The organism is Micromonospora sp. NPDC049275, from assembly GCF_043197115.1.
Classification (GTDB): Bacteria; Actinomycetota; Actinomycetes; order Mycobacteriales; family Micromonosporaceae; genus Micromonospora.
In genome coordinates, this window is record NZ_JBICSN010000012.1 from 56,751 (window position 1) to 79,519 (window position 22,769).

Annotated in this window: 22 protein-coding genes; 9 read left to right on the top strand and 13 right to left on the bottom strand. The window is 71.4% G+C overall.

Annotated elements, in window-relative coordinates; genetic code table 11:
• Positions 1-98: 98 nt before the first annotated feature.
• Complete coding sequence (locus tag ACGFIE_RS26680; RefSeq protein WP_393299532.1) at positions 99-1,337, bottom strand: ROK family protein; 1,239 nt, start codon at positions 1,335-1,337, stop codon at positions 99-101.
• A gap of 77 nt (positions 1,338-1,414) precedes the next feature.
• Between ACGFIE_RS26680 and xylA the strand changes: the two genes are divergently transcribed.
• The 3 genes from xylA to ACGFIE_RS26695 all read left to right on the top strand — a co-directional run bounded on the left by xylA (position 1,415) and on the right by ACGFIE_RS26695 (position 5,539).
• Positions 1,415-2,602, top strand: coding sequence for a xylose isomerase (xylA, locus tag ACGFIE_RS26685; protein WP_363679767.1), 1,188 nt, complete (start codon positions 1,415-1,417; stop codon positions 2,600-2,602).
• A gap of 9 nt (positions 2,603-2,611) precedes the next feature.
• On the top strand, positions 2,612-4,036 hold the full coding sequence (gene xylB, locus ACGFIE_RS26690) for a xylulokinase (RefSeq protein ID WP_393299535.1): 1,425 nt from the start codon (positions 2,612-2,614) through the stop codon (positions 4,034-4,036).
• Positions 4,037-4,120: 84 nt separating this feature from the next.
• On the top strand, positions 4,121-5,539 hold the full coding sequence (locus ACGFIE_RS26695; protein ID WP_393299537.1) for an MFS transporter: 1,419 nt from the start codon (positions 4,121-4,123) through the stop codon (positions 5,537-5,539).
• A gap of 107 nt (positions 5,540-5,646) precedes the next feature.
• On the opposite strand, the gene ACGFIE_RS26700 is transcribed toward ACGFIE_RS26695, so the two are convergent.
• The 5 genes from ACGFIE_RS26700 to ACGFIE_RS26720 form a co-directional block, all read right to left on the bottom strand.
• A complete protein-coding gene (locus ACGFIE_RS26700; RefSeq protein WP_393299791.1) occupies positions 5,647-7,317 on the bottom strand; it encodes a glycoside hydrolase family 13 protein in 1,671 nt (556 codons plus the stop codon).
• Positions 7,318-7,412: 95 nt separating this feature from the next.
• The gene (locus ACGFIE_RS26705; protein ID WP_393299539.1) at positions 7,413-8,459 is read right to left on the bottom strand and encodes a LacI family DNA-binding transcriptional regulator; all 1,047 of its coding nucleotides are present in this window, start codon (positions 8,457-8,459) and stop codon (positions 7,413-7,415) included.
• A gap of 66 nt (positions 8,460-8,525) precedes the next feature.
• On the bottom strand, positions 8,526-9,494 hold the full coding sequence (locus ACGFIE_RS26710; RefSeq protein WP_363679759.1) for a carbohydrate ABC transporter permease: 969 nt from the start codon (positions 9,492-9,494) through the stop codon (positions 8,526-8,528).
• A 1-nt stretch (position 9,495) separates the two neighbouring features.
• On the bottom strand, positions 9,496-10,542 hold the full coding sequence (locus ACGFIE_RS26715; protein ID WP_363679757.1) for a sugar ABC transporter permease: 1,047 nt from the start codon (positions 10,540-10,542) through the stop codon (positions 9,496-9,498).
• A gap of 70 nt (positions 10,543-10,612) precedes the next feature.
• Complete coding sequence (locus ACGFIE_RS26720; protein ID WP_363679755.1) at positions 10,613-11,959, bottom strand: ABC transporter substrate-binding protein; 1,347 nt, start codon at positions 11,957-11,959, stop codon at positions 10,613-10,615.
• Between the two features lie 250 nt (positions 11,960-12,209).
• Between ACGFIE_RS26720 and ACGFIE_RS26725 the strand changes: the two genes are divergently transcribed.
• Positions 12,210-12,983, top strand: a complete 774-nt coding sequence (locus ACGFIE_RS26725; RefSeq protein ID WP_363679753.1) for a peptidoglycan DD-metalloendopeptidase family protein — start codon at positions 12,210-12,212, stop codon at positions 12,981-12,983.
• Between the two features lie 52 nt (positions 12,984-13,035).
• Here the strand turns inward: ACGFIE_RS26725 and ACGFIE_RS26730 are convergent, their stop codons facing one another.
• The 5 genes from ACGFIE_RS26730 to ACGFIE_RS26750 all read right to left on the bottom strand — a co-directional run bounded on the left by ACGFIE_RS26730 (position 13,036) and on the right by ACGFIE_RS26750 (position 15,527).
• A complete protein-coding gene (locus ACGFIE_RS26730; RefSeq protein ID WP_363679751.1) occupies positions 13,036-13,530 on the bottom strand; it encodes a TspO/MBR family protein in 495 nt (164 codons plus the stop codon).
• Between the two features lie 156 nt (positions 13,531-13,686).
• Positions 13,687-13,830 carry a GPGG-motif small membrane protein gene (locus ACGFIE_RS26735; RefSeq protein ID WP_007464364.1) on the bottom strand — a complete coding sequence of 48 codons (144 nt, stop codon included), beginning with the start codon at positions 13,828-13,830 and terminating at the stop codon, positions 13,687-13,689.
• On the bottom strand, positions 13,821-14,597 hold the full coding sequence (locus ACGFIE_RS26740; RefSeq protein ID WP_393299542.1) for a metallophosphoesterase: 777 nt from the start codon (positions 14,595-14,597) through the stop codon (positions 13,821-13,823). Before ACGFIE_RS26740 ends, ACGFIE_RS26735 begins: the two co-directional genes overlap by 10 nt.
• 10 nt (positions 14,598-14,607) lie before the next feature.
• Positions 14,608-14,883, bottom strand: coding sequence for a hypothetical protein (locus ACGFIE_RS26745; protein ID WP_363679747.1), 276 nt, complete (start codon positions 14,881-14,883; stop codon positions 14,608-14,610).
• On the bottom strand, positions 14,880-15,527 hold the full coding sequence (locus ACGFIE_RS26750; protein ID WP_363679745.1) for a nucleotidyltransferase family protein: 648 nt from the start codon (positions 15,525-15,527) through the stop codon (positions 14,880-14,882). The genes ACGFIE_RS26745 and ACGFIE_RS26750 overlap by 4 nt, the downstream gene beginning before the upstream one ends.
• 119 nt (positions 15,528-15,646) lie before the next feature.
• Here ACGFIE_RS26750 and ACGFIE_RS26755 point away from each other — a divergent pair, with 119 nt between their 5' ends.
• Positions 15,647-16,402: a dTMP kinase gene (locus tag ACGFIE_RS26755; protein ID WP_393299794.1), complete on the top strand. Its 756-nt coding sequence runs from the start codon at positions 15,647-15,649 to the stop codon at positions 16,400-16,402.
• Here ACGFIE_RS26755 and ACGFIE_RS26760 read toward each other — a convergent pair.
• Complete coding sequence (locus ACGFIE_RS26760) at positions 16,387-17,079, bottom strand: SDR family NAD(P)-dependent oxidoreductase (protein WP_393299544.1); 693 nt, start codon at positions 17,077-17,079, stop codon at positions 16,387-16,389. The two genes, ACGFIE_RS26755 and ACGFIE_RS26760, sit on opposite strands and share 16 nt — an antisense overlap.
• Before the next feature lie 104 nt (positions 17,080-17,183).
• Here ACGFIE_RS26760 and ACGFIE_RS26765 point away from each other — a divergent pair, with 104 nt between their 5' ends.
• From ACGFIE_RS26765 to ACGFIE_RS26780, 4 genes are all read left to right on the top strand, one after another.
• On the top strand, positions 17,184-18,200 hold the full coding sequence (locus ACGFIE_RS26765) for an NAD-dependent epimerase/dehydratase family protein (protein WP_393299547.1): 1,017 nt from the start codon (positions 17,184-17,186) through the stop codon (positions 18,198-18,200).
• A gap of 75 nt (positions 18,201-18,275) precedes the next feature.
• A complete protein-coding gene (locus ACGFIE_RS26770) occupies positions 18,276-19,190 on the top strand; it encodes a MurR/RpiR family transcriptional regulator (RefSeq protein WP_363679738.1) in 915 nt (304 codons plus the stop codon).
• Positions 19,187-20,143: an N-acetylmuramic acid 6-phosphate etherase gene (locus ACGFIE_RS26775; RefSeq protein ID WP_363679736.1), complete on the top strand. Its 957-nt coding sequence runs from the start codon at positions 19,187-19,189 to the stop codon at positions 20,141-20,143. The genes ACGFIE_RS26770 and ACGFIE_RS26775 overlap by 4 nt, the downstream gene beginning before the upstream one ends.
• Before the next feature lie 400 nt (positions 20,144-20,543).
• Complete coding sequence (locus tag ACGFIE_RS26780) at positions 20,544-21,533, top strand: sigma-70 family RNA polymerase sigma factor (RefSeq protein WP_363679734.1); 990 nt, start codon at positions 20,544-20,546, stop codon at positions 21,531-21,533.
• A 71-nt stretch (positions 21,534-21,604) separates the two neighbouring features.
• Here the strand turns inward: ACGFIE_RS26780 and ACGFIE_RS26785 are convergent, their stop codons facing one another.
• Entirely contained in the window at positions 21,605-22,582 is a 978-nt protein-coding gene (locus ACGFIE_RS26785) for an NlpC/P60 family protein (protein ID WP_393299551.1), read from the bottom strand.
• Positions 22,583-22,769 lie beyond the last annotated feature (187 nt).

Below are 22,769 nucleotides of genomic sequence, written 5' to 3' on the forward strand. Positions count from 1 at the left end.
CTGACGACCTGTACGCATGCTGCTCCTGCACTCCTCGCCTGCGGATCGTTGCCCGACGGCAAGCGTACCGAGCGGCACCGGGGCAAGCCCAGAGCGCGTCAGCCGGAGCGGCCCAGCCAGCCGGCGGGCCGGGCGACGATCCGCCGGACCACCGATTCGGCAGCGCCGACGGCGGCCGCCTCCGGACCGAGGGTCGAGGGCCGGACCGTGACCGGTGACCACGCGGCGGTGAGCACCCGGGCCGCGATCTCGGCGAGCACCGGCGGGCACAGCCAGGGTGCCAGCGGGGCGTACCCACCGCCGAGCACCACGGTGTCCAGGTCCAGCAGGTTGACCACGCTGGCGACCGCCACCCCGAGGGCCGCGCCGGCGTCGTGCAGTGCCCGCAGCGCGTCCGGGTCGCCGGCCTCGGCCAACTCGGCCAGCCGCGCCGTCGCGGTGTCCGCGGGAAGCTCCGCCCGCAGCAGTCCGGCGGCGGCAACTATCGCCTCCTGGCCGGCGTACTGCTCCAGGCAGCCACGACCGCCGCAGCGGCAGGGCCGCCCCTGCGGGTGGACCGGGAAGTGCCCGATCTCGCCGCTCCAGCCGCGCACCCCGCGGAACAGGGCACCGTCCAGGACGATCCCCGCGCCGATGCCGACCTCGCCGGAGATGTGCAGGAAGCTGGCCGGGCCGGGCGGCCGGGAGTGCAGCTCGCCGAGCGCCGCGAAGTTGGCCTCGTTGTCCACCACCAGGGTCGGTACGCCCGGCACCTGGTCGGTCAGGGCCGGGTGGCCGCTGAGCAGTTCGGGGACCGGAACGTCGCGCCAGCCGAGGTTCGGCGCGAGCCGGACCAGCCCGGCGTCGTCCACCAGGCCGGGTACGGCGAGCGCCGCCCCAGCCAGGGTGAGCCCCTGTCGGGCCGCGTCGGCTCGGGCCTGCCCGGCCAGGTCGACGAGGCGGGCCAGTGCGTCGGCGGGGGCGACCGGGCGCAGGTCGGCCCGGTGCACGGTGCGGTGCCGGACCTGCCCGGCGAGGTCGACGACGCACACCGTCAGGTAGTCGACGTTGACCTCCATGCCGAGTCCGGCCGGGCCCTGGTCGGCCAGCACCAGCCCGCGGGCCGGTCGGCCGGCGCCCGCCCGGGGCGCCGGGTCTGCCTCGCTTACCAGTTGACCAGCGAGCAGGTCCTCGACGACCGCCGAGACGGTGGCCCGCGTGAGGCCGGTGGCGGTGGCCAGGTCGGCCCGGGACGGGGGACGGTCGGCGGCGGCGATCCGGCCGAGAACCAGGGCGAGGTTGAGCTCGCGGAGGCTGCCCTGACGGGCTGCGCCGGCCGGGGCGTGGGTGGGGCTCACCCCTTGACAGTGCCATAGGGCGGGCAAATAATTCAATCGCTGAACAAATAGCTGACACCACCACCCGGAGGTAGCTCATGGCACCCCGTCCCACCCCCGCCGACAAGTTCTCCTTCGGGCTCTGGACCGTGGGCTGGCAGGCCCGCGACCCGTTCGGCGACGCGACCCGTCCCGAGCTCGACGCCGTCGAGGCGGTGCACCGGCTCGCCGAGCTGGGCGCGTACGGCATCACCTTCCACGACGACGACCTGATCCCGTTCGGGGCCGACGCCGCCACCCGCGACCAGCACATCGCCCGGTTCCGCAAGGCGCTCGACGAGACCGGCCTGGTGGTGCCGATGGTCACCACCAACCTCTTCACCCACCCGATCTTCAAGGACGGCGGTTTCACCAGCAACGACCGCGACGTCCGTCGCTTCGCGCTGCGCAAGGTGCTGCGCCAGGTCGACCTGGCCGCCGAGCTGGGCGCCAGCACCTTCGTCATGTGGGGTGGCCGCGAGGGCTCGGAGTACGACCTCGCCAAGGACGTGCGCGCCGCCCTGGACCGCTACCGCGAGGCGGTGGACCTCCTCACCCAGTACTCCATCGACAAGGGCTACGGCCTGCGGTTCGCCCTGGAGCCCAAGCCCAACGAGCCGCGCGGCGACATCCTGCTCCCGACCATCGGGCACGCGCTCGGTTTCATCTCCCAGCTGGCCCACCCGGAGCTGGTGGGTCTCAACCCGGAGGTCGGCCACGAGCAGATGGCCGGGCTCAACTACGCCCACGGCATCGCCCAGGCGCTCTGGCAGGGCAAGCTGTTCCACCTGGACCTCAACGGCCAGCGCGGCATCAAGTACGACCAGGACCTGGTCTTCGGCCACGGTGACCTGATGAACGCGTTCGCCCTGGTGGACCTCCTGGAGAACGGCGGCCCGAACGGCGGCCCCGCCTACGACGGCCCCCGGCACTTCGACTACAAGCCCTCCCGCACCGAGGACATGGACGGCGTCTGGGCTTCCGCGGCGGCCAACATGAGCACGTACCTGCTGCTCAAGGAGCGGGCGGCGGCGTTCCGCGCCGACCCCGAGGTGGTCGAGGCGCTCGCCGCCAGCAAGGTCGGCGACCTGAACACGCCGACGCTCAACGAGGGCGAGGGCTACGAGGAGTTCCTTGCCGACCGGTCCGCGTTCGAGGACGTCGACGTGGACGCGGTGGCCGAGCGGGGCTTCGCCTTCGTCCGGCTCAACCAGCTCGCCGTCGAGCACCTGCTCGGCGCTCGCTGAGGCCCCGCCATGCCGTTGGTCGCAGGCGTTGACTCGTCCACCCAGTCCTGCAAGGTGGTCATCCGGGACGCGGAGACCGGCGCCCTGCTCCGGCAGGGCCGGGCACCGCACCCGGACGGCACCGAGGTCGACCCGGAAGCCTGGTGGGAGGCGCTGCGTAGCGCCGCCGACGAGGCCGGCGGGCTGGCCGACGTCGCGGCGATCTCGGTCGCCGGCCAGCAGCACGGCATGGTCTGCCTCGACGAGGCGGGCCGGGTGGTCCGCCCGGCCCTGCTGTGGAACGACACCCGCTCCGCCGACGCCGCCGCCGACCTGATCGAGGAGGCCGGCGGCGGCGCGGCCGGACGACGGTTCTGGGCCGAGGCCACCGGCAGCGTGCCGGTGGCGAGCTTCACCATCACCAAGCTGCGCTGGCTGGCCCGGCACGAGCCGGAGCAGGCCGCCCGGGTGGCGGCCGTCTGCCTGCCGCACGACTGGCTGACCTGGCGGCTGGCCGGTGCGTCGGGGCTGGCAGCGCTGCGGACCGACCGGGGCGACGCCAGCGGCACCGGCTACTGGTCCCCGGCCACCGGCTCCTACCGTCCCGACCTGCTGGAACGGGCCTTCGGTCGGCAGCTCGTCGTGCCCGAGGTGCTGGGCCCGGCCGAGTCGGCCGGCACGCTCGCCGACGAGCTGGGTGGGGGCGGCGCGCTGCTCGGCGCGGGCACCGGTGACAACGCCGCCGCCGCGTTCGGCGTCGGCGCCGGCCCCGGTGACGTGGTCGTCTCGATCGGCACCTCCGGCACGGTGTTCAGCGTGGCCGACGTGCCGGCCGCCGACGAGAGCGGCGCCGTGGCCGGCTTCGCCGACGCGTCGGGCCGCTTCCTGCCGCTGGTCTGCACGCTCAACGCCGCCCGGGTGCTGGACGCCGCCGCCACGATGCTCGGTGTCGGCCTGGACGAGCTGGCCGATCTGGCGCTCTCCGCGCCGGCCGGCGCGGACGGGCTGGTCATGGTGCCCTACCTGGAGGGTGAGCGGACGCCCAACCGTCCGCTGGCCACCGGCGCGGTGCACGGGCTGACCCTGCGCACGTCGACCCCCGCGCACCTGGCCCGGGCCGCCGTGGAGGGCATGCTCTGCGCGCTCGCCGACGGCCTGGACGCGCTGACCGCGCAGGGTGCCACCGTCCGCCGGGTCATCCTCGTCGGCGGCGGGGCACGGTCGGCCGCGGTCCGCCGGATCGCACCGCAGGTCTTCGGCTGCCCGGTGGTCGTCCCGCCCGCCGGGGAGTACGTCGCCGACGGCGCCGCCCGCCAGGCCGCATGGGTCGCCCTGGGTGGTCCCACGCCGCCGCAGTGGGAGGTCAAGGGCACCGAGGAGTACGCGGCGGAGCCCGTCCCCGCCGTCCGTGAGCAGTACGCGGCGGCCCGCGGACTGGTCCTCGACCGCCGCTGACACCTCGCAGTCGACGCGGGTGGGAGCCGACCGGCACCCACCCGCGTGGCGACCCCGTCGTCGGAGTCTGGTTGGCTGCCGGTCATGACGGTGACCAGGGGCTGGCACGGCCGGGGCGGCGGCCGGACGCACCGGCTGTACAGCGTCGTGGTGTTCGTGCTGCTCGCCTCGCTGGACAACGTGGCGATCGGGCTGGTCCCACCGCTGTACGGGCCGATCTCCGACGCGTTCGACGTGTCGGGCGGGCTGCTCGGCCTCGTCACCGCTGTCAGCTTCCTGGTCAGCGCGGTGGCCGCGGTCGGCTGGGCGTACGTCGGCGACCGCACCAACCGCAAACCGCTGCTGATGGTGGGCACTCTGCTCTGGGCGGCGGGCACCGGAGGCAGCGCGCTCGCCGACGGCTACCTCATGTTCCTGACCGCCCAGCTCGTCGCGGCGGTCGGTCTCGGCGCGGTCGGCTCGGTGGGCTTCTCGGTCGTCACCGACCTGATCTCACCGACCCGGCGCGGGCTGGTGATGAGCTTCTGGGGGCTCTCCCAGGGCGTCGGCACGCTGGCCGGGACGCTTGTGGGTGGGCTGCTCGGGGCGACCGACTGGCGGCGACCGTTCTGGGTGCTGACCGGCGTGGGCGTGGTCGCCACAGTCGCGTACCTGTTCACCTACGACATCCGGCGCGGCCAGAGCGAACCCGAGCTGGCCGGCGCGTTGGACACCGGCGCCGAGTACGACTACCGGATCAGCCGCGCCGATCTGCCGCGCATCCTGGCCCGGCGGACCAACAGGTGGTTGATCCTGCAGGGCCTGACCGCGCAGGCTGCCTTCGGCTCACTGGTCTGGCTGCCGAGGCTCTTCGCCGAGCGGGCCGAGGCGCAGGGCTACTCGGAGTCGACAGCGGTGGTGGTGGGCAGCGTCTTCGCCACGCTGTTCCAGCTCGGCGGCGTGCTCTCCATCGTCGGCGGGCTGGTCGGCGACGCGGTGCAGCGGCGTACCCCTCGGGGTCGGGCACTTGTCGCGGCGGTCGGCATCCTGGCCGCGCTGCCGTTCTACCTGGTGCTGTTCTTCGTTCCGGTGACCATCGACGTGCCCGACGGCGGCAGTGCGGGCGCGGTCGTCGGCGCGGTGCTGTCCAGCGTGGTCACCGAGCCGTCGGTCGGTCTGAGCCTGCTCACCGCGGTGGTGGCGCTGGCGCTCACCTCGGCCAACTCGCCGAACTGGTTCGCGCTGATCGCCGACGTGAACCCGCCGGAGCACCGGGGCACCGTCTACAGCCTCGGCAACCTGGTCAACGGCGTCGGCCGGGCCGCCGGCAACGGGGTGGTCGGCGTCGCCTTCCAGGGGCTGCGCGCGGCGTTCCCGCCACCGCTGAACTTCGCCGTCGGGCTGGCCGCGTTCCAGCTCTTCTTCATCCCCACCGGCGTCATGTACTGGCTCGCCTCGCGGACCTCGCCGGCGGACATCGACGACGTGCACGACCTGCTGCACACCCGCGCCGACCGTCTCTGACGCCGCACTGCGCCCTGATCCGGGCAACATCAGGGAAAGTGCTGCCTCGGGCGAGCGTGAGGGGGCCAACATCCCTGATGTTGGCCCCTCACGGACTCGGGTCAGAGTCAGCGCAGCCAGACCGTCACGTCGGTCGGGACCGCGTTGTCGTCGTCCAGGGGTGCGCTGGTGGCGAGCACCTCGGCGCCGGCCGGAACCGGCACCGGCGCGTCGCCGAAGTTGGTAAGCACGGTCAGCTCGCCGTTGCGGAAGGTGAGCGTCTCGTCGCCCGAGGACAGCCACTCCAGCGTGCCCCGGCCCAGGCCGTGGGCGCGGCGCAGCCGCAGCGCCGTGCGGTACAGCTCGTACGTCGAACCGGGCACGTCGCGCTGCCGGTCCAGCGCGTACTCCGCCCAGGACGGGGGTTGCGGCAGCCAGCTGGCGTCGGTGGGTCCGAAGCCGTACGACGGGGCGTCGGCCTCCCACGGGATCGGCACCCGGCAGCCGTCGCGGCCCCGCTGGGTGTGCCCGCTGCGCGCCCAGGTCGGGTCCTGCCGGGCCTCGTCGGGCATCGTGGTGTGCTCGGGCAGGCCCAGCTCCTCGCCCTGGTAGAGGTACGCGGAGCCGGGCAGGGCGAGCATCAGCAGGGTGGCCGCGCGGGCCCGGCGCAGGCCGAGCGCGGCGTCCGGCTGCGGGTCGCCGATGCCGATGCCGTTGGGTCGGCCGCCGCCGACCGCAAGGCCGAGCCGGGAGGCGTGCCGCACCACGTCGTGGTTGGACAGCACCCAGGTCGTCGGCGCGCCCACCGAGTCGGTCGCCTCCAGGGAGCGGGTGATCACCGCGTACTGGGCCGGCGCGGTCCACGCGGCGAGCAGGTACTCGAAGTTGAACGCCTGGTGCATCTCGTCCGGGCGGACATAGCGGGCCAACCGCTCGGCCGGCTCCACCCACGCCTCGGCGACCAGCACCCGCTCACCGGGGTAGCTGTCCAGGACCCGTCGCCACTGCCGGTAGATCTCGTGCACGCCCTCCTGGTCCCACATCGGCGGGCGCGGCTTGTCGATCTCGTTGCCGGAGAGGATCTCCTGGGGCTCCTGCCAGTCGGCCAGGTCGGCCTGCTTGACGAGGCCGTGGGCCACGTCGACGCGGAAGCCGTCCACCCCGCGGTCCAGCCAGAACCGCAGGACGCCGAGGAACTCCTCGTGCACCTCCGGGTTGTCCCAGTTGAGGTCGGGCTGGCCGGTGTCGAACAGGTGCAGGTACCACTGGCCGGGCCGGCCGTCCGGGTCGACCGTCCGCGTCCAGGCCGGGCCGCCGAAGACGCTCTGCCAGTCGTTCGGCGGCTGGTCGCCGGCCGGGCCGAGGCCGTCGCGGAAGATGTACCGGGACCGCTGGGCGCTGCCCGGCGCGGCGGCCAGCGCGGCCTGGAACCAGCGGTGCGCCGACGAGGTGTGGTTCGGCACCAGGTCGACGATCACCCGCAGGCCCCGGGAGCGGGCCTCGGCGATCAGCTTGTCCGCGTCGGCGAGGGTGCCGAACAGCGGGTCCACGTCGCGGTAGTCGGCCACGTCGTAGCCCGCGTCGGCCTGCGGCGACGGATAGAACGGGGAGAGCCACACCGCGTCGACGCCCAGCTCGGCCAGGTGGTCGAGGCGGGCGGTGATGCCCGGCAGGTCCCCGATGCCGTCGCCGTCGGAGTCGGCGAACGAGCGTGGGTAGATCTGGTAGATGGCGGCCTCGGTCCACCAGCCGGTGATCGGGTGACCGGAGGAGGTCTGCTGGGTCGGATCGGTGTTCAGGGTCGTCTCCCGTGTCGCGCGGTGGGTGGACTGCCGGCGGTGCTGCTGCCGGCCGCGTCGCCGCCAGCCGCCGGCCGGCGGCGGATGGTTGGGGTTCAGTCTGCCCGGGGCGGCGCGGTGGACTCTCGCACCACCAGCCGAGTGGGCAGGATCACCGGTGTGTCCCCGTCGGCGGTTCGTTGGCCGACGATAGGGCTCAGGCTGCGGGCGCCCAGCGGGTCGAGCAGCATTCGGGCGGCCAGCCGGCCCTGTTCCGCGGCGGGCTGGGCGATGGTGCTGAGTCCGAGCACGCCTGCGAGGTCGTGGTCGTCGATGCCGACGACGCTGACGTCCTGCGGTACGCGCAGTCCGGCGTCGCGCAGGGCGGTCATCGCGCCCATCGCCATCTCGTCGCAGGCGGCGACGATCGCGGTCGGTGGAACGCCGCGGGCCAGCAACTCGGCGGTGGCCCGGTTGCCGCCGTCGATGGTGAACGACGACTCGACGTCCAGGCTCGGATCGGGTCGCAGACCGGCGGCTCGCAGCGCCGCCTGGTAGCCCCGGCGCCGGTCGAGGTGGGTGGTGAAGGCCAGCTCGTCGTCGGGATCTCCGGAGATGTGCGCGATCCGCCGGTGCCCGAGGTCGAGCAGGTGGCGGGTGGCCGTCCGCGCGGCGGCCACGTCGTCGATGCGTACGCACGGCCAGTTGGGGACCCTGCTCCCCGAGCTGATGGTCACGCCGGGCAGGTCCAGGGAGGCCAGCGCGGTCAGGTCCGCGGGGCGCAGCGGCGTGGCGACAAGCATCATGGCGTCCACCCGCTTGTGCAGGTTGGCGGTGCGCAGCACCCGCTGGCGGATCTGCTCCCGACCGCCCAGGTTGTAGAGCAGCAGGTCGTAGCCGGAGTGGTGCAGGTAGTCCTCGACCGCCTCGACGACGGTGCTGAAGAACCACCGGGTGATCCGGGGTACGACCACCGCGACCGTGCCGGTGCGGCCGCCAGCGAGCCGGGACGCGCTCGGCGAGACCGCGTAGTCGAGCTGCTCGGCGGCCGCGAGCACTCTGCGTCGGGTGGCGGCCGAGACCGTCGGCAGCCCGCGCAGGGCCCGCGAGACGGTTGCCGTGGACACCCCGGCCAACCGGGCGACATCATCAATCTTCGTCACGGTTCCCCCGCTCGGTACCCGTCGCCCGCCGCCGCCCTCAGGGGCAGGCGGCGGCGGGCAAGCGGGTCAGCCCTTGACGCTGCCGGCGAGCAGACCTCGCACGAAGAAGCGCTGCAGGGACAGGAATACGACGAGCGGTACAACGATCGAGACGAACGCGCCTGCGGTCAGCCGTTGCCATTCGCTGCCCCGGGTGCCGGCCATCTCGGCCAGGCGAACCGTGAGCGGGGCGGTCTCGTTGCCGCCACCGGCGAAGATCAGCGCGACCAGCAGGTCGTTCCAGACCCAGAGGAACTGGAAGATGCCGAACGCGGCAAGCGCCGGGGTGATCAGCGGCAACACGATGGTGCGGAAGATCTTCGGGTGGGTTGCCCCGTCGACCCGGGCCGCCTCCATCAGGTCGCCGGGGAGCTGCGAGATGAAGTTGTGCAGCAGGAAGACGGCGAACGGAAGCGCGAAGCAGGTGTGCGCGAACCACACCTGGGCGAACTTCTGCTCGTCGACCAGGTCCCACGCTGGCATCAGCGTGACGCCGCCGAGGGAGACGCCTGTGGAGAAGAACCTCAGCAGCGGCACCAGGGCCATCTGCAGCGGAACGATCTGCAACGCGAAGATCGCGATGTAGAGCCAGTCCCGCCCGCGGAAGTTGATCCACGCGAGCGCGTACGCGGCCAGGGACGCGAAGGCGAGCGGAAAGAGCACCGACGGGATGGTGATCGCCAGCGAGTTGATGAAGTAGCTGGCGAGCTGCCCGGACGAGGACGACCGCCCGAACAGGACCTGCTGGTAGTTCTCCAGCGTGAACTGTGGGTTGGTGAAGGCGGTCCACCAGCCGGTGGTCTTGATCTCGTCCTCCGGCCGGAGGGAGGAGACGAGCAGGCCGAACGTCGGGATGGTCCAGACCACCGCGATGACGATCGAGACGAGCGTGGCCGTACGGCTGTTGAGTCGCCGACGGACCCGCCCAGCGGTGGTGGACGGCGTGCCGTCGGTCTTCTGCGTACCGGCGGCGACGGTGGGCGTTGCGGTCGTCATGTCAGCCCTCCCGCTGTCGACGGAGGTTGCGGATCTGGTAGATCACGACCGGGATGACCAGGATGAAGAGGAAGACCGCGAGCGCGGAGCCCTGCCCGTTCTGGCCGTACCGGAACGCCTGGTTGTACATCTCGCTGGCGATCACGTTGGTGTCGTAGTTGCCGTTGGTCGCGGTCCGGACGATGTCGAAGACCTTGAGCGTGGCGATCGTGAGCGTCACGGCCACCACGATCAGCGCCGGCCGAATGCTCGGCATGGTGATCTGCCAGAACATCTGCCAGGGGCTGACCCCGTCGAGCCGGGCGGCCTCCACGATGTCGCCGGGGATCGCCTTGATCGCGGCGGAGAGCACCACCATGGCGAAGCCGGCCTGGATCCAGACCATGATGACGATCAGCAGCAGCGTGTTCAGGGGTGATTCGAGCAGCCACTGCTTCGGTTCGCCGCCGAGGCTGACCACGATCTGGTTGAGCAGACCGATCTGGTCCCCGTCGCCGCGGTAGGCGTAGACGAACTTCCAGATGATGCTGGCGCCCACGAAGGAGATCGCCATCGGCAGGAAGATGAGCGACTTGGCCACGGCCTCGAACCGGGCCTTGTCCACCAGGACGGCGTAGATCAGGCCGAACGCGGTCGCGACCAGCGGGACCAGCACCACCCAGACCAGGGTGTTGATCAGGACCCGGAGCATCGAGTTGTCGGAGAACATCCAGCCGTAGTTGCGCAACCCCACCCAGTCGGTGCTGCTCCCGTTCATCAGGGAGAGCAGCATGGTGCGGAGGGCCGGCACGACCAGGCCGATGGCGAGCAGCAACAGCGTGGGCAGCAGGAAGAAGATCGCGAAGATCCCCTCCCGCGGCTTGTACCGGCGGGGGAGAGGAGCTCCACTCGCCGAGGCAGCGACGAGCTGCGCCTCCCGTCGCCGGGCAAACCAGGCCGGCACGACGTCGAGCAGCAGGAGCAGACCGCCCACCACCACCACGAAGGCGATCAGCCCGTACATCAGCATGAGGAGCTTCGGCTGCTCCTCGGCGAAGTCGAACTCCATCAACCCTCCCTTCCGGGTCCGGTTCGAACGGTGGCCCGGCCCGCTGTCGCGGGCCGGGCCACCGTCGAGATCACTTAGGCCAGCTGCTCTCGATGCCCTGGAGCACCGGGGCGGTCTGCTTGCCGTTCAGCCACTCGATCATGCCCTTCCAGAACGTCCCCGCGCCGACGGCCGCCGGCATCAGGTCGGAACCGTCGAACCGGAAGACGCCGGTCTTGTCCTGAAGGATCTGGACGGAGAGCTTGTCGATCGGGCTGGCGACGTTGGCGATGTCCAGCTTGTTGTTCGCCGTGACCCAGTTGCCGAGCTTCGCGCGGCTGTTGACGTACTCGGCGGAGGCCAGGTAGGTCTGCACCGCCTGGACCTCGGGACGGTCGGCGTAGGCGACGACGAACTCGCCCGCGCCCAGCACCGGCTTGCCCTTGGCGGCGTCGATGGCCGGGAAGTAGAAGGCGAACGCGTCGCCGTCCTCAGCCACCTTGGTGCCCTCGGGGAACTGGTTGGCGTAGAACGACGCCTGACGGTGCATCGCGCACTTGCCGGTGGTCACCGGCAGGCCCGCCTCCTGGAAGGCGGTGGTGGTGATGCTCTTGACGCCGCCGAAGCCGCCGTTCATGTACTTCTCGTTCTTGAGGATCGTGCCGGCGCGCTCCACCGCGTCGACGACCCGCGGGTCGTTGAACGCGATCTGGTGGGTGGTCCACTGGTCGTAGACCTCGGCGCCCGCCGTCCGCAGCAGCACGTCCTCGATCCAGTCGGTGGCCGGCCAGCCGGTGGCGTCACCGGACTCGACGCCCGCGCACCACGGCTTCATGCCACTGGCGGCGATCTTGTCGCTCAGGGCGATGAGCTGATCCCAGGTGGTCGGGACCTCCCAGCCCTTCTCCTTGAACGTCTTCGGGGAGTACCAGACGAAGGACTTGACGTTCGCGCCGAGCGGCACGCCGTAGAGCGTCCCGTTGACGGTGCCGTACTTCAGCCAGTCGGCAGGCATGTTCTGCTCGGCCATGGTCTTGGTGTCGGCGCCGAGCTGCTTCAGCTTGCCGGCGTCCGCGAACCGCTTCACGAGGCCCGGCTGGGGCACGAAGGCGATGTCGGGCGCGTTGCCACCGTCGACCCGGACGGGGAGCTGGGCCTCGAACTCGCCGCTGCCCTCGTACGCGATCTTGATGCCGGTGCACTCGGTGAACTGGGACCACGACCGCTCGAGCAGGTCGGCCTCGGCGTCACGGATGGACGCGTAGATGGAGACCTTCTTGCCGTCGTTGCCCTGGTACTTCTCGTATGGGGCGCACTCCGCGGAGCCCGCCTTGTCGCTCTTCTTGTCGTCACCGGTACCGCAAGCGGTGGCGCTGAGCGCCAGCCCGAGCACACCGGCGATCACGAAGGCCTGGCGTGGTCTGGTAAAGACCGCCATGCCGTCCTCCTTCCTAGCCGGCGTGGTCTGCGCTGACGACCCTCGCCGGTCCGATTGGGCGTGCACACATGTAAGCGCTTGCATCGGGTCTGGTCCACCCCCTGTCAGACACGAGCGAGTAACAATCCCGAAACCTCGTGTCCGCCGTCTGGGCGGGCTGTCGGGCGAAGATCGGGACTCTTTCGAAGATTGGCGATATCTGTCAGGCTAGGGCCACCTCATCGAAGGTTTTCAACATAGGAGGATCTGGATGCGTAAGCGGTGGATCAGTCTGCTGGTGACGGGCCTGCTCGTCGGTGGAGTCCTCGCGCCGGCGAGCCCGGCGCTGGCCGCGCCGACCTTCAAGGTGCCGTTCCCGTGCGGTCAGTCCTGGTCCGGGCAGACCCGGTCGGACCACAGCCCGGCGAACGCGGTCGACTTCAACCGCACAGACGACCTCGGCGACCCGGTGGTGGCCAGCGCCCCCGGCACCGTCGACCGGGTCACGGACCTCGGTGGCACCAGTTACGGCAAGTACGTCCGGATCAACCACGGTGGCGGGTACTCGACCTACTACGCCCACCTCAACGGCTTCAACGTCTCGGTGGGGCAGACCGTCGGCTACGGCAAGGTGCTCGGCTGGGTGGGCAGCACCGGCGGGTCCACCGGCCCCCACCTGCACTACGAGCAGCGCCTCAACGGCAACGACGTCCAGGTCAGGTTCAACGGCACCCTCGGCCTGTACTGGGGCACCAAGACCTACACCAGCGACAACAACTGCAGCTCGGGCTCCGGCAACGCCACTGTCGACACCAGCGGCACGCCGCTGACCGTCCGCTCCGGCCCCGGCACGGGATACGCCTCGGTGGGCACCGTCGCCGACGGCACCCGGGTGACCATCGCCTGCCAGACCAGCGGCACCACTGTCACCGGCACGTACGGCACCAGCTCGATCTGGGACCGCATCGGCAGCGGCCGCTACATCGCCGACGCGTACGTCTACACCGGCTACGACGGCTACATCCCGAACGTGCCCCGCTGCTGACGCGCCAGCGGGCCTCCGGCGGGGCTGCCTCCCGCCGGAGGTCCGGCGTCGGTCAGGTGTTCAGTTGCCAGATCGACAGGTTGAGCGCGGCGGCGAACGTGACCCACGCCCAGTACGGCAGCAGCAGAGCCGTGGCGACCCGGGACACCCGGGTGAAGAGCACGACGGTGAGGCCGATCGCCAGCCACATCACCACGATCTCGGCGAACGCCAGCCCGTACTGCCCCGCGCCGAAGAACAGTGGCGTCCAGATGGCGTTGAGGACGAGTTGGGCCGTCCACGCCCAGAGCGCGGGGGAGAAGCCGACCCGACGCCACACCAGCCAGCCGGCGACGGCGATAAGCGCGTAGAGCACCGTCCAGACCGGCCCGAAGAGCCAGGACGGCGGCGCCCAGCCCGGCTGGCGCAGGCTCGCGTACTCGTCGGTGGTGCCCTGCACCCCCAGCCCGCCGATCGCCGCCGCGACGAAGACCGCCGCCGCGAAGCCGGCGAGCGCCCAGCGCGACCGTCGGCCGGAGGTGGGCCGTGCCTCGCGAGATATCTCCATGGTCGAGATATTGCCGCTCGACGGCCTGGTCAAACCCACAAAAAAGCGCCGGGGCCACCGCGGCCGGTGCTTCTGTCGGGAGGACGAAGCTCCGGCCACGGCGACCCCGACGGGTCTCGGTGTGGTGAAGGAGTGTTTGTTTAAGGGGTACGAACGTCAATTGAAGATGCTGACACCACCCGGGCCGACCAACAGCCCGACGACGATGAGGACGATGCCCCACAGGATCTGCCGGCGGAACAGCGCGAGGATGCCGGCGACCACGAGTACGACTGCGAGAATCCAGAGAATCAGCTCCATGACCTCTGTCTACCCGACCCTCCGATCGGGGAAACCTGGTCGGTGTCGAGTTGATCCCCGACGTGGAAGACGCTGTACGCCTGCTTGATCACCGGGTGCGCCACGTTGCGGACGCGTACCCCTCCCGGGGTGGTGCCGCGCTCGGTGCCGGCGTGCGCGTGCCCGTGCACGGCCAGCGCGGTGGGCGCCGAGTCGATCGCCTGCCCGAGTTGGTACGACCCCAGGAACGGGTAGATCTCCAGCGGCTCGCCGACAAGCGTGTCCGGAACCGGCGAGTAGTGGGTCAGCGCGACAAGCATGTCGCAGTCCAGCGAGCGCAGGGCCGCTCCGAGGCGATCCGCGCTCTCGTTTGTGGTCCGGACGAACGCCTTCATCTCCGGCTCGCCGAAGTCGCTCGCGCACCGGCCGGCGAACCCCCCGCCGAAACCCTTGACGCCGGCGATACCGAGCCGGCCGCCCGCGCAGTCCAGCACCACGCCGTCGCCCTCCAGCACGGTGATGCCCGCGTCTTCGAGCACCTTCACCACCTGCGGCACCTGGTCACACTGGTGGTCGTGGTTGCCCAGCACGGTCACCACCGGCACGGCCAACCCGCCGAACTCCTGCGCCACGCAGCGCGCCTCGGCCTCGGTGCCGTGCCGGGTGAGGTCGCCGGCCAGCAGCAGCACGTCGGCGCACTCCGGCAGCTCCTCGAGCGCCGGGCGGAACCGGCCGACCACGTCCTCGTCCAGATGCACGTCGCCCACGGCGGCGATCCGGATCACCATGAAACCTCCCTCAGGGCAGTTGCTCGATCTCCGTGGGCGCCTGGGCGCGGATCACACCGATGTCGCTGGTGATCGGCACGTCCGGGAAGCGCTCCGAGACCCGGCGCAGGATCTCCTCCCGCCGGTGCGGGCTCTCCACCTCGCCGTACAGCACGATGGCGCCTTCCCGCCGGACGACCGTGATCCCCTGTTCGGCGACGGCCGGATCCTCGGTGAGCAGCCGTTGAATCTCCGCTTCGACGTACTCGTCGGGTGGCGCCACGCCACCGGCCTGATCGTTCGTCACGGTGTCTCCTCTCCTGCCGGGGCGCCGGGTTCCGGCACCACCTCCAGCCGGTCCAACAGCACCAGGAACGCCTCGGCGTACGGCGAGTGCTGCGTCTCCTTGCGTACCCGTTCCCAGTCGATCTGCTCCCGCAGCGATCTGGCCAGCGGCAGGCCGCGGGCGAAGTCGCAGTAGTGCTGGGAGAAGCTCAGCAGCTTGTGCACCATGAGCTGGGTGGCGGACAGGACCGGCATGTGGATGGCGTCCACCGGCCGCACGACGGTGTCGGCGAACGTCTCCTCGGTCACCGGCGTCTCGATCGGCCGGTGGATCAGATCCACCATCCGCCCGTCGTCGAAGACCTTGACCAGCCAGTCCTCCGGCGGTCGCTCGGCGCGGAAACCCGCGGCCACGAGCGCTTCCAGGGACCGCTCGACGTCGGCCTCGCGGATCAGGAAGTCGACGTCGTGGTCGCTCGAGTGGCCGCCGTGGGCGTAGACGGCGAAGCTGCCGCCCAGGGCGAACGGGATCTCGGACTGCTTGAGCACGGCGGCGACCTTCTTCAGGGTGTGCACCAGACTCTCGTCCCCGCGCTCAGCCATCTGGATCTCCCGTCGGTCGTGTTGGTGGACAGGCGGTTGGATTCGAACTCCCGTACCCGGCATTCCGGTCGCCCACACCTGCTGTCGTCGCGGTCAGGTGTCAACGGGGACAAAGGGGTATAAACGTCGCGGGGCGCAAGCATGGGTCGGATAACCTGTCGAGGGTGGCCAGATCATCGGGGATGCGACGCGGCGGGGCCCGGTTGCGCACCGTCGCCCTGATCGGCATCGACGGCTCGGGCAAGACCACGCAGGCGCACCGGCTGGCCGACGCGCTCACCGCCGCGGGGCGTCCCGCCGCGTACCGTCGCAACGCCAGCGGGCGGCGCTGGCTCGGCCGGCTCGCGCACCGGCTCGGCCTCCCGGACGCGCAACGGCTCGTCGGACGGGACGGCGTCCTGGCGGTGGAGTCCGTGCTGCGCTGGCTCGCCATCGCCGTGGCCCTGCTCAGTTGCCTGCTCACCGGCCGGACGGCGGTCATGGACCGCTACTCGGCCTGCCAGTACGCCAGCATCCGCGCACACGGCGGGAACCGCTGGGAGCGGCTGGCCCGGGCCGGCTACCGCCTCTTCCCGACGCCGCAGGTGACCTTCCTGCTCGCCGTCGACCCGGCCGTGGCGTACCAGCGCATCGAGGAGCGCGGCACCGACCACGAGTCGATGGGCTGGCTCACCGCGGCGGACACCGCCTACCGGACCCTGCCCGAGTATCCGAGCTTCGTCCTCGTCGACGCGGGCCGTTCGGCCGAGGAGGTGACCGAGCAGATCCAGGCGCACCTGGCGACCTGGCTGCCGGAGGACGTCCGCCCCGACCCCACCCGATCGTCGGACGGGTCGGCGCCCACCGACGTACCGCAGCCGGCGCCCCCGGCCGCGCCGACCCAGGAGCGGGTCGAGCGCGGCGGCGTCGTGTCGCTGCTCGTTCAGGCGCGTCCGTAGACCGGAACGCTGGCCCCGGTGGTCGGCGCGGAGTCCGTCGAGGCGAGGAAGCGGATCACCGGCGCGATCTCGGCCGGCGTCACCCAGCGGGAGTGGTCGGCGTCGGGCTGCGCGGCGCGGTTCGCCGGGGTGTCGATGACGCTGGGCAGCACGGTGTTGCAGCGCACGTTGCGGGAGCGGTACTCCACCGCGACCGCGTTGGCGAAGGCGAGCACCGCCGCCTTGGCCGTGACGTAGCCGGCCGCGCCGGCGAACGGGCTCACCGCAGCGCGAGCCGAGACGCACACCACCGCGCCACCGCCGGCCGCCACGAGGTGCGGCAGCGCGGCCTGGGTGACCAGGTAGGTGGGTCGCAGGTTGACGGTGAGCATCCGCTCGAACTCGTCGACCGGCGTCTCGTGCACCAGGCCGCCGCTCGCGTACCCGCCGACGAGGTTGACCACCGCCCGCAGCGGCGCCGCCGGGTCGCCGAGGGCGGCCTCGACGACGGCTGCCGCGCCGGCCGGGTCGGTCAGGTCCGCGACGACCCGGACCAGCCCGTCCGCCGCCGGCTCCGACCCGGGCCGGGCTGCCCGCTGCGGTACGACCACCCGCCAGCCCGCGTCGACGAACGAGGCGACGACCGCCCCGCCGAGGCCACCCGTGCCTCCGGTCACCACCACGCTGCGCTCTGCCATGTGCCACACGCTAGCGCCCGGCGCGACTACCGATCGGCCGGCCGGCGCTCTGCCCACAGCAGAGTTCTTGGCGTGATCGGCGGTCGACGGCGCAGGATCGGCGGATGCGAATCCTGATTCTCGGTGGCACCCGGTTTCTCGGGCGGGCGCTGGCCCGACTGGCCGTCGCGCAGGGCCATGAGGTGACCTGCGCGGCCCGGGGCGTGTCCGGTGTCGTGCCGACCGGTGCGCGGTTCGTGCCTGTCGACCGCGACGAGCCCGCGGCGCTGGCGCCACTCGCCGACGACGGCTTCGACGCGGTGATCGACGTGACCCGTCAGGTCAGCCATGCCCGGTACGCCCTCGCCACGCTGGCCGACCATGTTGGTCACTGGTCGTTCGTGTCCACGATCTCGGTGTACGCGGACAACACCACCCCGGGTCAGACAGCGGCCGACGCGCCGCTGCTGCCGCCCGCTCCGCCGGACGTGGACGCTCCGGTCGGCCCCGACCACCGCTGGTACGGCGAGTGCAAGGTCAGCATCGAGTCGCTGGTCCGCGAGCGGATGGGCGCGGACCTGTCGTTCATCTGTCGCGCGGGGCTTATCGTCGGCGCGGAGGACCCGAGCGATCGCTTCCCGTACTGGGTGCGGCGGCTGGCGAACGGCGGGGAGGTTCTCGCGCCCGGCCGGCCGACCGACCGGGTGCAGTTCGTGGACGTCGCCGACCTGGCCGGCTGGTTGCTGCACGCCGCCGGCGCCCGCCTCGCCGGCACGTACGACGGCATCGGCCCGGCGCTGTCCCGTGCCGATCTGCTGACCGGTGTGGCGGCCGGCCTGGGCGTCGCCGACCCGCAGCTCACCTGGGTCGATCAGGACTTCCTGGCGGCGCGCGACGTACGCGAGTGGTCGGGGGAGCGGGCGCTGCCGCTGTGGGTGCGCCTGCCGGAGTGGGCTGGCCTGATGGATCGGGATGCCCGGCCTGCGCTGGACGCGGGTCTGACGGTCCGTCCGTTGTCGGACACCGTTCGGGCGACCGCGTCCTGGATGACAGCGCGGCCCGACACCGTACGGCAGGGTGGACTGGACCCGGCGGATGAGGCGGCGATCCTCAGGGAGTGGCAGGCTGTGCGAAACGCGTGATACGGGTCGTCGACACTATTCCCACCACATATGGTCATGGTTGACGCTCACGCCTCGTGAAAGTAAGTTTCACCCGTGGCGAAGAGTCCGAAGATTTCTGCGAGTCACGAGCCTGGTGGGCTGATCGTCCACATCAGCGGGCTGTTGCCATCGCTGTCGCCCGCCGAGCAGCGGGTCGCCCGGCTTGTCGTGTCCGACCCGGCCGCCGCCGCCCGGCGGACCATCACCGACCTCGCCACCGCAGCGGAGACGTCGGAGGCGACAGTCATCCGGTTCTGCCGATCGGTAGGCATGGACGGCTATCCACAGCTGCGCATCCGGCTGGCCGCCGAGGCCGCCCGGCGCATCGAGCCGCCGGACGCCCGCGTCGTCGGTGGTGACATTCCGCCCGGCGCCGACCTCGCCCAGATCATCGCCACCATCGCCTTCAACGACGCCCGAGCCGTCGAGGAGACCGCCGAGCAGCTCGACCCGGCCATCTGCGAGCAGGTGGTCGAGGCGATCGCTGGCGCCGGCCGGATCGACATCTACGGCGCCGGCGCCAGCGGGTTCGTCGCCTCCGACTTCCAGCAGAAGCTGCACCGCATCGGCCGGATCGCCTTCTACTTCCCCGACGTGCACACCGCGTTGACCTCGGCCGCCCTGCTCGGCCGCGGTGACGTCGCGATCGGCATCTCCCACACCGGCACCACCTCCGACGTCATCGAGGTGCTGGAGCAGGCGCGGACGCGGGGCGCAGCCACCGTGGCGCTCACCAACTTTCCGCGCTCGCCGGTCACGGAGGTCGCCGACTTCGTGCTGACGACCGCTGCCCGCGAGACCACCTACCGCTCCGGAGCGACGGCCAGCCGGCTCGCTCAGCTCACGGTCGTCGACTGCCTCTTCGTCGGGGTGGCCGCCCGCAACCGGTCCCGGGCCCGCAAGGCCCTCGAGGCGACCGCCGAGGCGGTCCAGTCGCACCGGGTGGGTGCCAGTCGGAGGCGGGCATGACGCCCGGCTCCGTGGAGCCGGACGAGGACATGTCAGCACCGCTCGCCCGCCCGACGGTCCGGGTGGGCGCGCCCACCGAACGACGTAACCCCCTCAGCGTCGACCTCGATCTGATGTCGACGCGGGACGTGCTCACCGTGATCAATGAGGCCGATCGGCGGGTGCCCGCGGCGGTCGCTGCGGTGCTCGACGAGATCGCCACCACCGTCGACCTGGCGGTCGCGGCGCTGCGCGGTGGCCACCGGGTGCACTACTTCGGGGCCGGCACCTCCGGCCGGCTGGGCGTGCTCGACGCGGCCGAGTTGGCACCCACCTTCAACTCGCCGCGGCACTGGTTCTGCGCCCACCTGGCCGGCGGCCCGGACGCCATGTGGCGGGCCGTGGAGGACGCCGAGGACGACGACCGGAACGGGGCGGCCGAGGCCGGCGGATGTGTGCGCGCCGGTGATCTGGTGGTCGGTCTGGCGGCCAGTGGACGCACCCCGTACGTCCTCGGGGCGCTCGCCGCGTCCCGCGCCGCAGGCGCCTCGACGGTGCTGCTGTGCGCCAATCCGGAGGCGGAGGCCGCCCGGTCGGTCGACGTGTTCATCGGGGTGGACACCGGACCCGAGGTGGTCACCGGGTCGACCCGGATGAAGGCGGGCACCGCGCAGAAACTGGTCCTGAACACGTTCTCGACAGCAGTCATGGTGCGGCTGGGTCGGGTCTACTCGAACCTCATGATCGATATGGTGGCCACCAACGCGAAGCTCCGGGGACGAATGATCTCGATCCTCATCGAGGCGACCGGCTGCTCTGAGGAGGTCTCCCGGCGGGCCCTCGGCGAGGCCGACGGCGACCTGAAGACGGCGTTGGTCTCGCTGGTCTCCGGAGCCGAGGTGGCCGCCGCCCGAGCAGCCCTGGCGCGCTCCGCCGACCAGGTTCGCGGGGCTCTCGCCCTGCTCGCCTCCTAGCTGGCCCCGCTCGGGAAGCGAACGGGGCTCCGGATTGTTCACCGGGGCGGGGGGTAATCACACCCCCGTGGATGAACCGACCGGTCCACCGCTGCGTATCTGACAGTGACCAGGATCGCAGCGCGGTGGTGACCCGGGTCGCTGCGTGAGCGCGGCGGGCGGTGTTGCCATGGTGCGGGCGATCGGCGATTCGTCGACCCGCCAACCCGTTCGAGGTGCCCAGCGGCGCGCCACCCGGCGGGTGCTGACAGCAAACATGGACCGTGCTCTCAGCTACTACTCAGGCATTCGTGACACTTTCGACTCACGACATGGAATCCCCGACACGTCTCATCTGTTGTGTAGGTGTCAGCGACGGTGGGCACAGCAGAAGTTACCAGGGGCTGACCGGACGTGGGGAATGGCAAGGAACCGGGCAACCGGCGCGAGCGAGGGGACCGTGGGCAACGTGGACAAGAACATCGGCATGCGGACCGACGAGGTTGCCGAGGAGCGCGACCTGGTCGGCGTCTACCTGCACGAGATCTCCCGGACGCCACTGCTGGACGCCGCCAAGGAGGTTGACCTCTCCAAGGCGATCGAGGCCGGCCTCTACGCCGAGCACCTGCTCGGCGAGGACGCCGTTCCCGACGGTGTCGACCGGGCCGACCTGGAGCGGCTGATCGTCGAGGGTGAGCGCGCGAAGGACCTCTTCATCCGCGCCAACCTGCGACTGGTCGTGTCGATCGCGCGTCGTTACGTGCGCTCGGGCATGCCCATGCTGGACCTGATCCAGGAGGGCAACACCGGCCTCGTCCGGGCCGTGGAGAAGTTCGACTACGAGCGTGGCTACAAGTTCTCCACCTACGCCACCTGGTGGATCCGCCAGGCCATCAGCCGGGCGATCGCCCAGCAGGAGCGCACCGTCCGTCTGCCGGTGCACCTGGTGGAGGACGTCAACCGGATGCGCAACGTGATCCGGCAGCTCACCCGTGAGCTGGGCAGCGACCCGGAGCCGGAGCAGATCGCCGCGTCGCTCGGCGTCACCGTCGAGCGGGTCAACGAGTTGCGCCGCTGGTCGCAGGACACCGTCTCGCTGGACACCCCGGTGGGCGACGACGGCGACACCAACCTCGGCGACCTGGTCGCCGACAGCGACGCGCCGTCGCCGGAGGACATCGTCCTCAGCGGCCTGGAGCGGCAGCGCATCGAGGGGCTGCTCAACCACCTCGACGACAGGTCCGCCGGCATCATGCGGGCCCGCTACGGGCTGGAGGACGGCCGTGAGCACTCGCTGACCGAGGTCGCGTCCCGCTTCTCGCTGTCCCGCGAGCGGATCCGGCAGCTGGAGATCCAGGCCCTCGGCCGGCTCCGGGAGCTGGCCCGGGCGGAGGGGCTGCAAGCAGCCTGACCTGGTAGTAATGACGGCGAACGGCCGGCGTCCGATAGGGGGACGCCGGCCGTTCGCCGTATCTGGTCGGGTCAGCTGACCCGGCCGTAGCCGTGGATGGACATCATGTTCATGCCACGCTTGAGCACGTTGCGACCGGCGCTCGGCGCGTCGATGACCTGGCCGCCGCCGACGTAGAGAGCGACGTGCCCGAGCCCGCTGTAGAAGATCAGGTCACCCGGGCGCAGGTCACCCCGGCCGATGTGGGCGACCGCGCCCCACTGCATCCGTGCGCTGTGCGGCAGTGATCTGCCGGCCGCGCGCCAGGCCGCGAGCGTCAGCCCGGAACAGTCGTAGCCGTTGGGCCCGTCACCGGCCCAGACGTACGGCTTGCCGATCGCGCCGAAGGCGTAGCGCACCGCCGTGCCGGCGTCCCCGGCCACCGCGGGCACGTTCTTGGCCTCGACCCCCGCCGCCTTGGGCGCGGGTTTCTCGGTGGCGGTGCCGTACGCCTGCCGGCGCAGCTCGTACAGCTTGGCCAGGTCACTCTCGATGCGCTTCTTGCCGGCCGCCAGCTCGCGGGCCTGCGCGGCCTGCCGGGCCAGCGTGGCGTCCAGGCGTGTCTTCTCGTCGAGCAGCCGCCGCTGGTTGTCCGTGAAGCCGGAGATGCGCTCCTGGCGTTGGCGGGTCAGCTGGTCGAGGGTGCCGAGCCGGTCGAGCAGAGCGACCGAGCCGCCGGGCCGCAGCAGCGCGTCCGCGGTACGCAGGCCACCGCTCTTGTACGCGGTGTTGGCGAGTGCCGCGACGTCGGCCCGGCTCTGCTCGGCCTGCTGTTCCAGGGGGCCGATGCGGGCCTGTAATCGGGCCGCCGCGGTCTTGTTGACCTTGATGTCCTCGGCGAGCTTGTTGTACGACTCCACGATCCGTTCCAACTCGGCGGAGGACGTCTCGATCCGCCGGGTCAGGTCGGCGGGGGACGGCTCGGCGTGTGCCACAGCCGTCGGGGCGATCAGCGCGGCCGACAGGCCGGCCAGCATCGCGGTGCGCAGCAGGGTTCTCAGGGATGACAAGAGCGAAGGGCCCCTCTCCCACGGCCGCCGACGGGGCTGCTGACGCCCTCGGCGACACCGGCCGGGGTCACCCGGGTGGGTGGCACTGGGCCGGACCGGCCTGCCCAACCTAACCCGGGACGGTTGTGTGGCGCAGTTGAAGCAGGGGCGAATGTTGACGAAGTGGCGAGAAGTGCCGCTGCTCCCG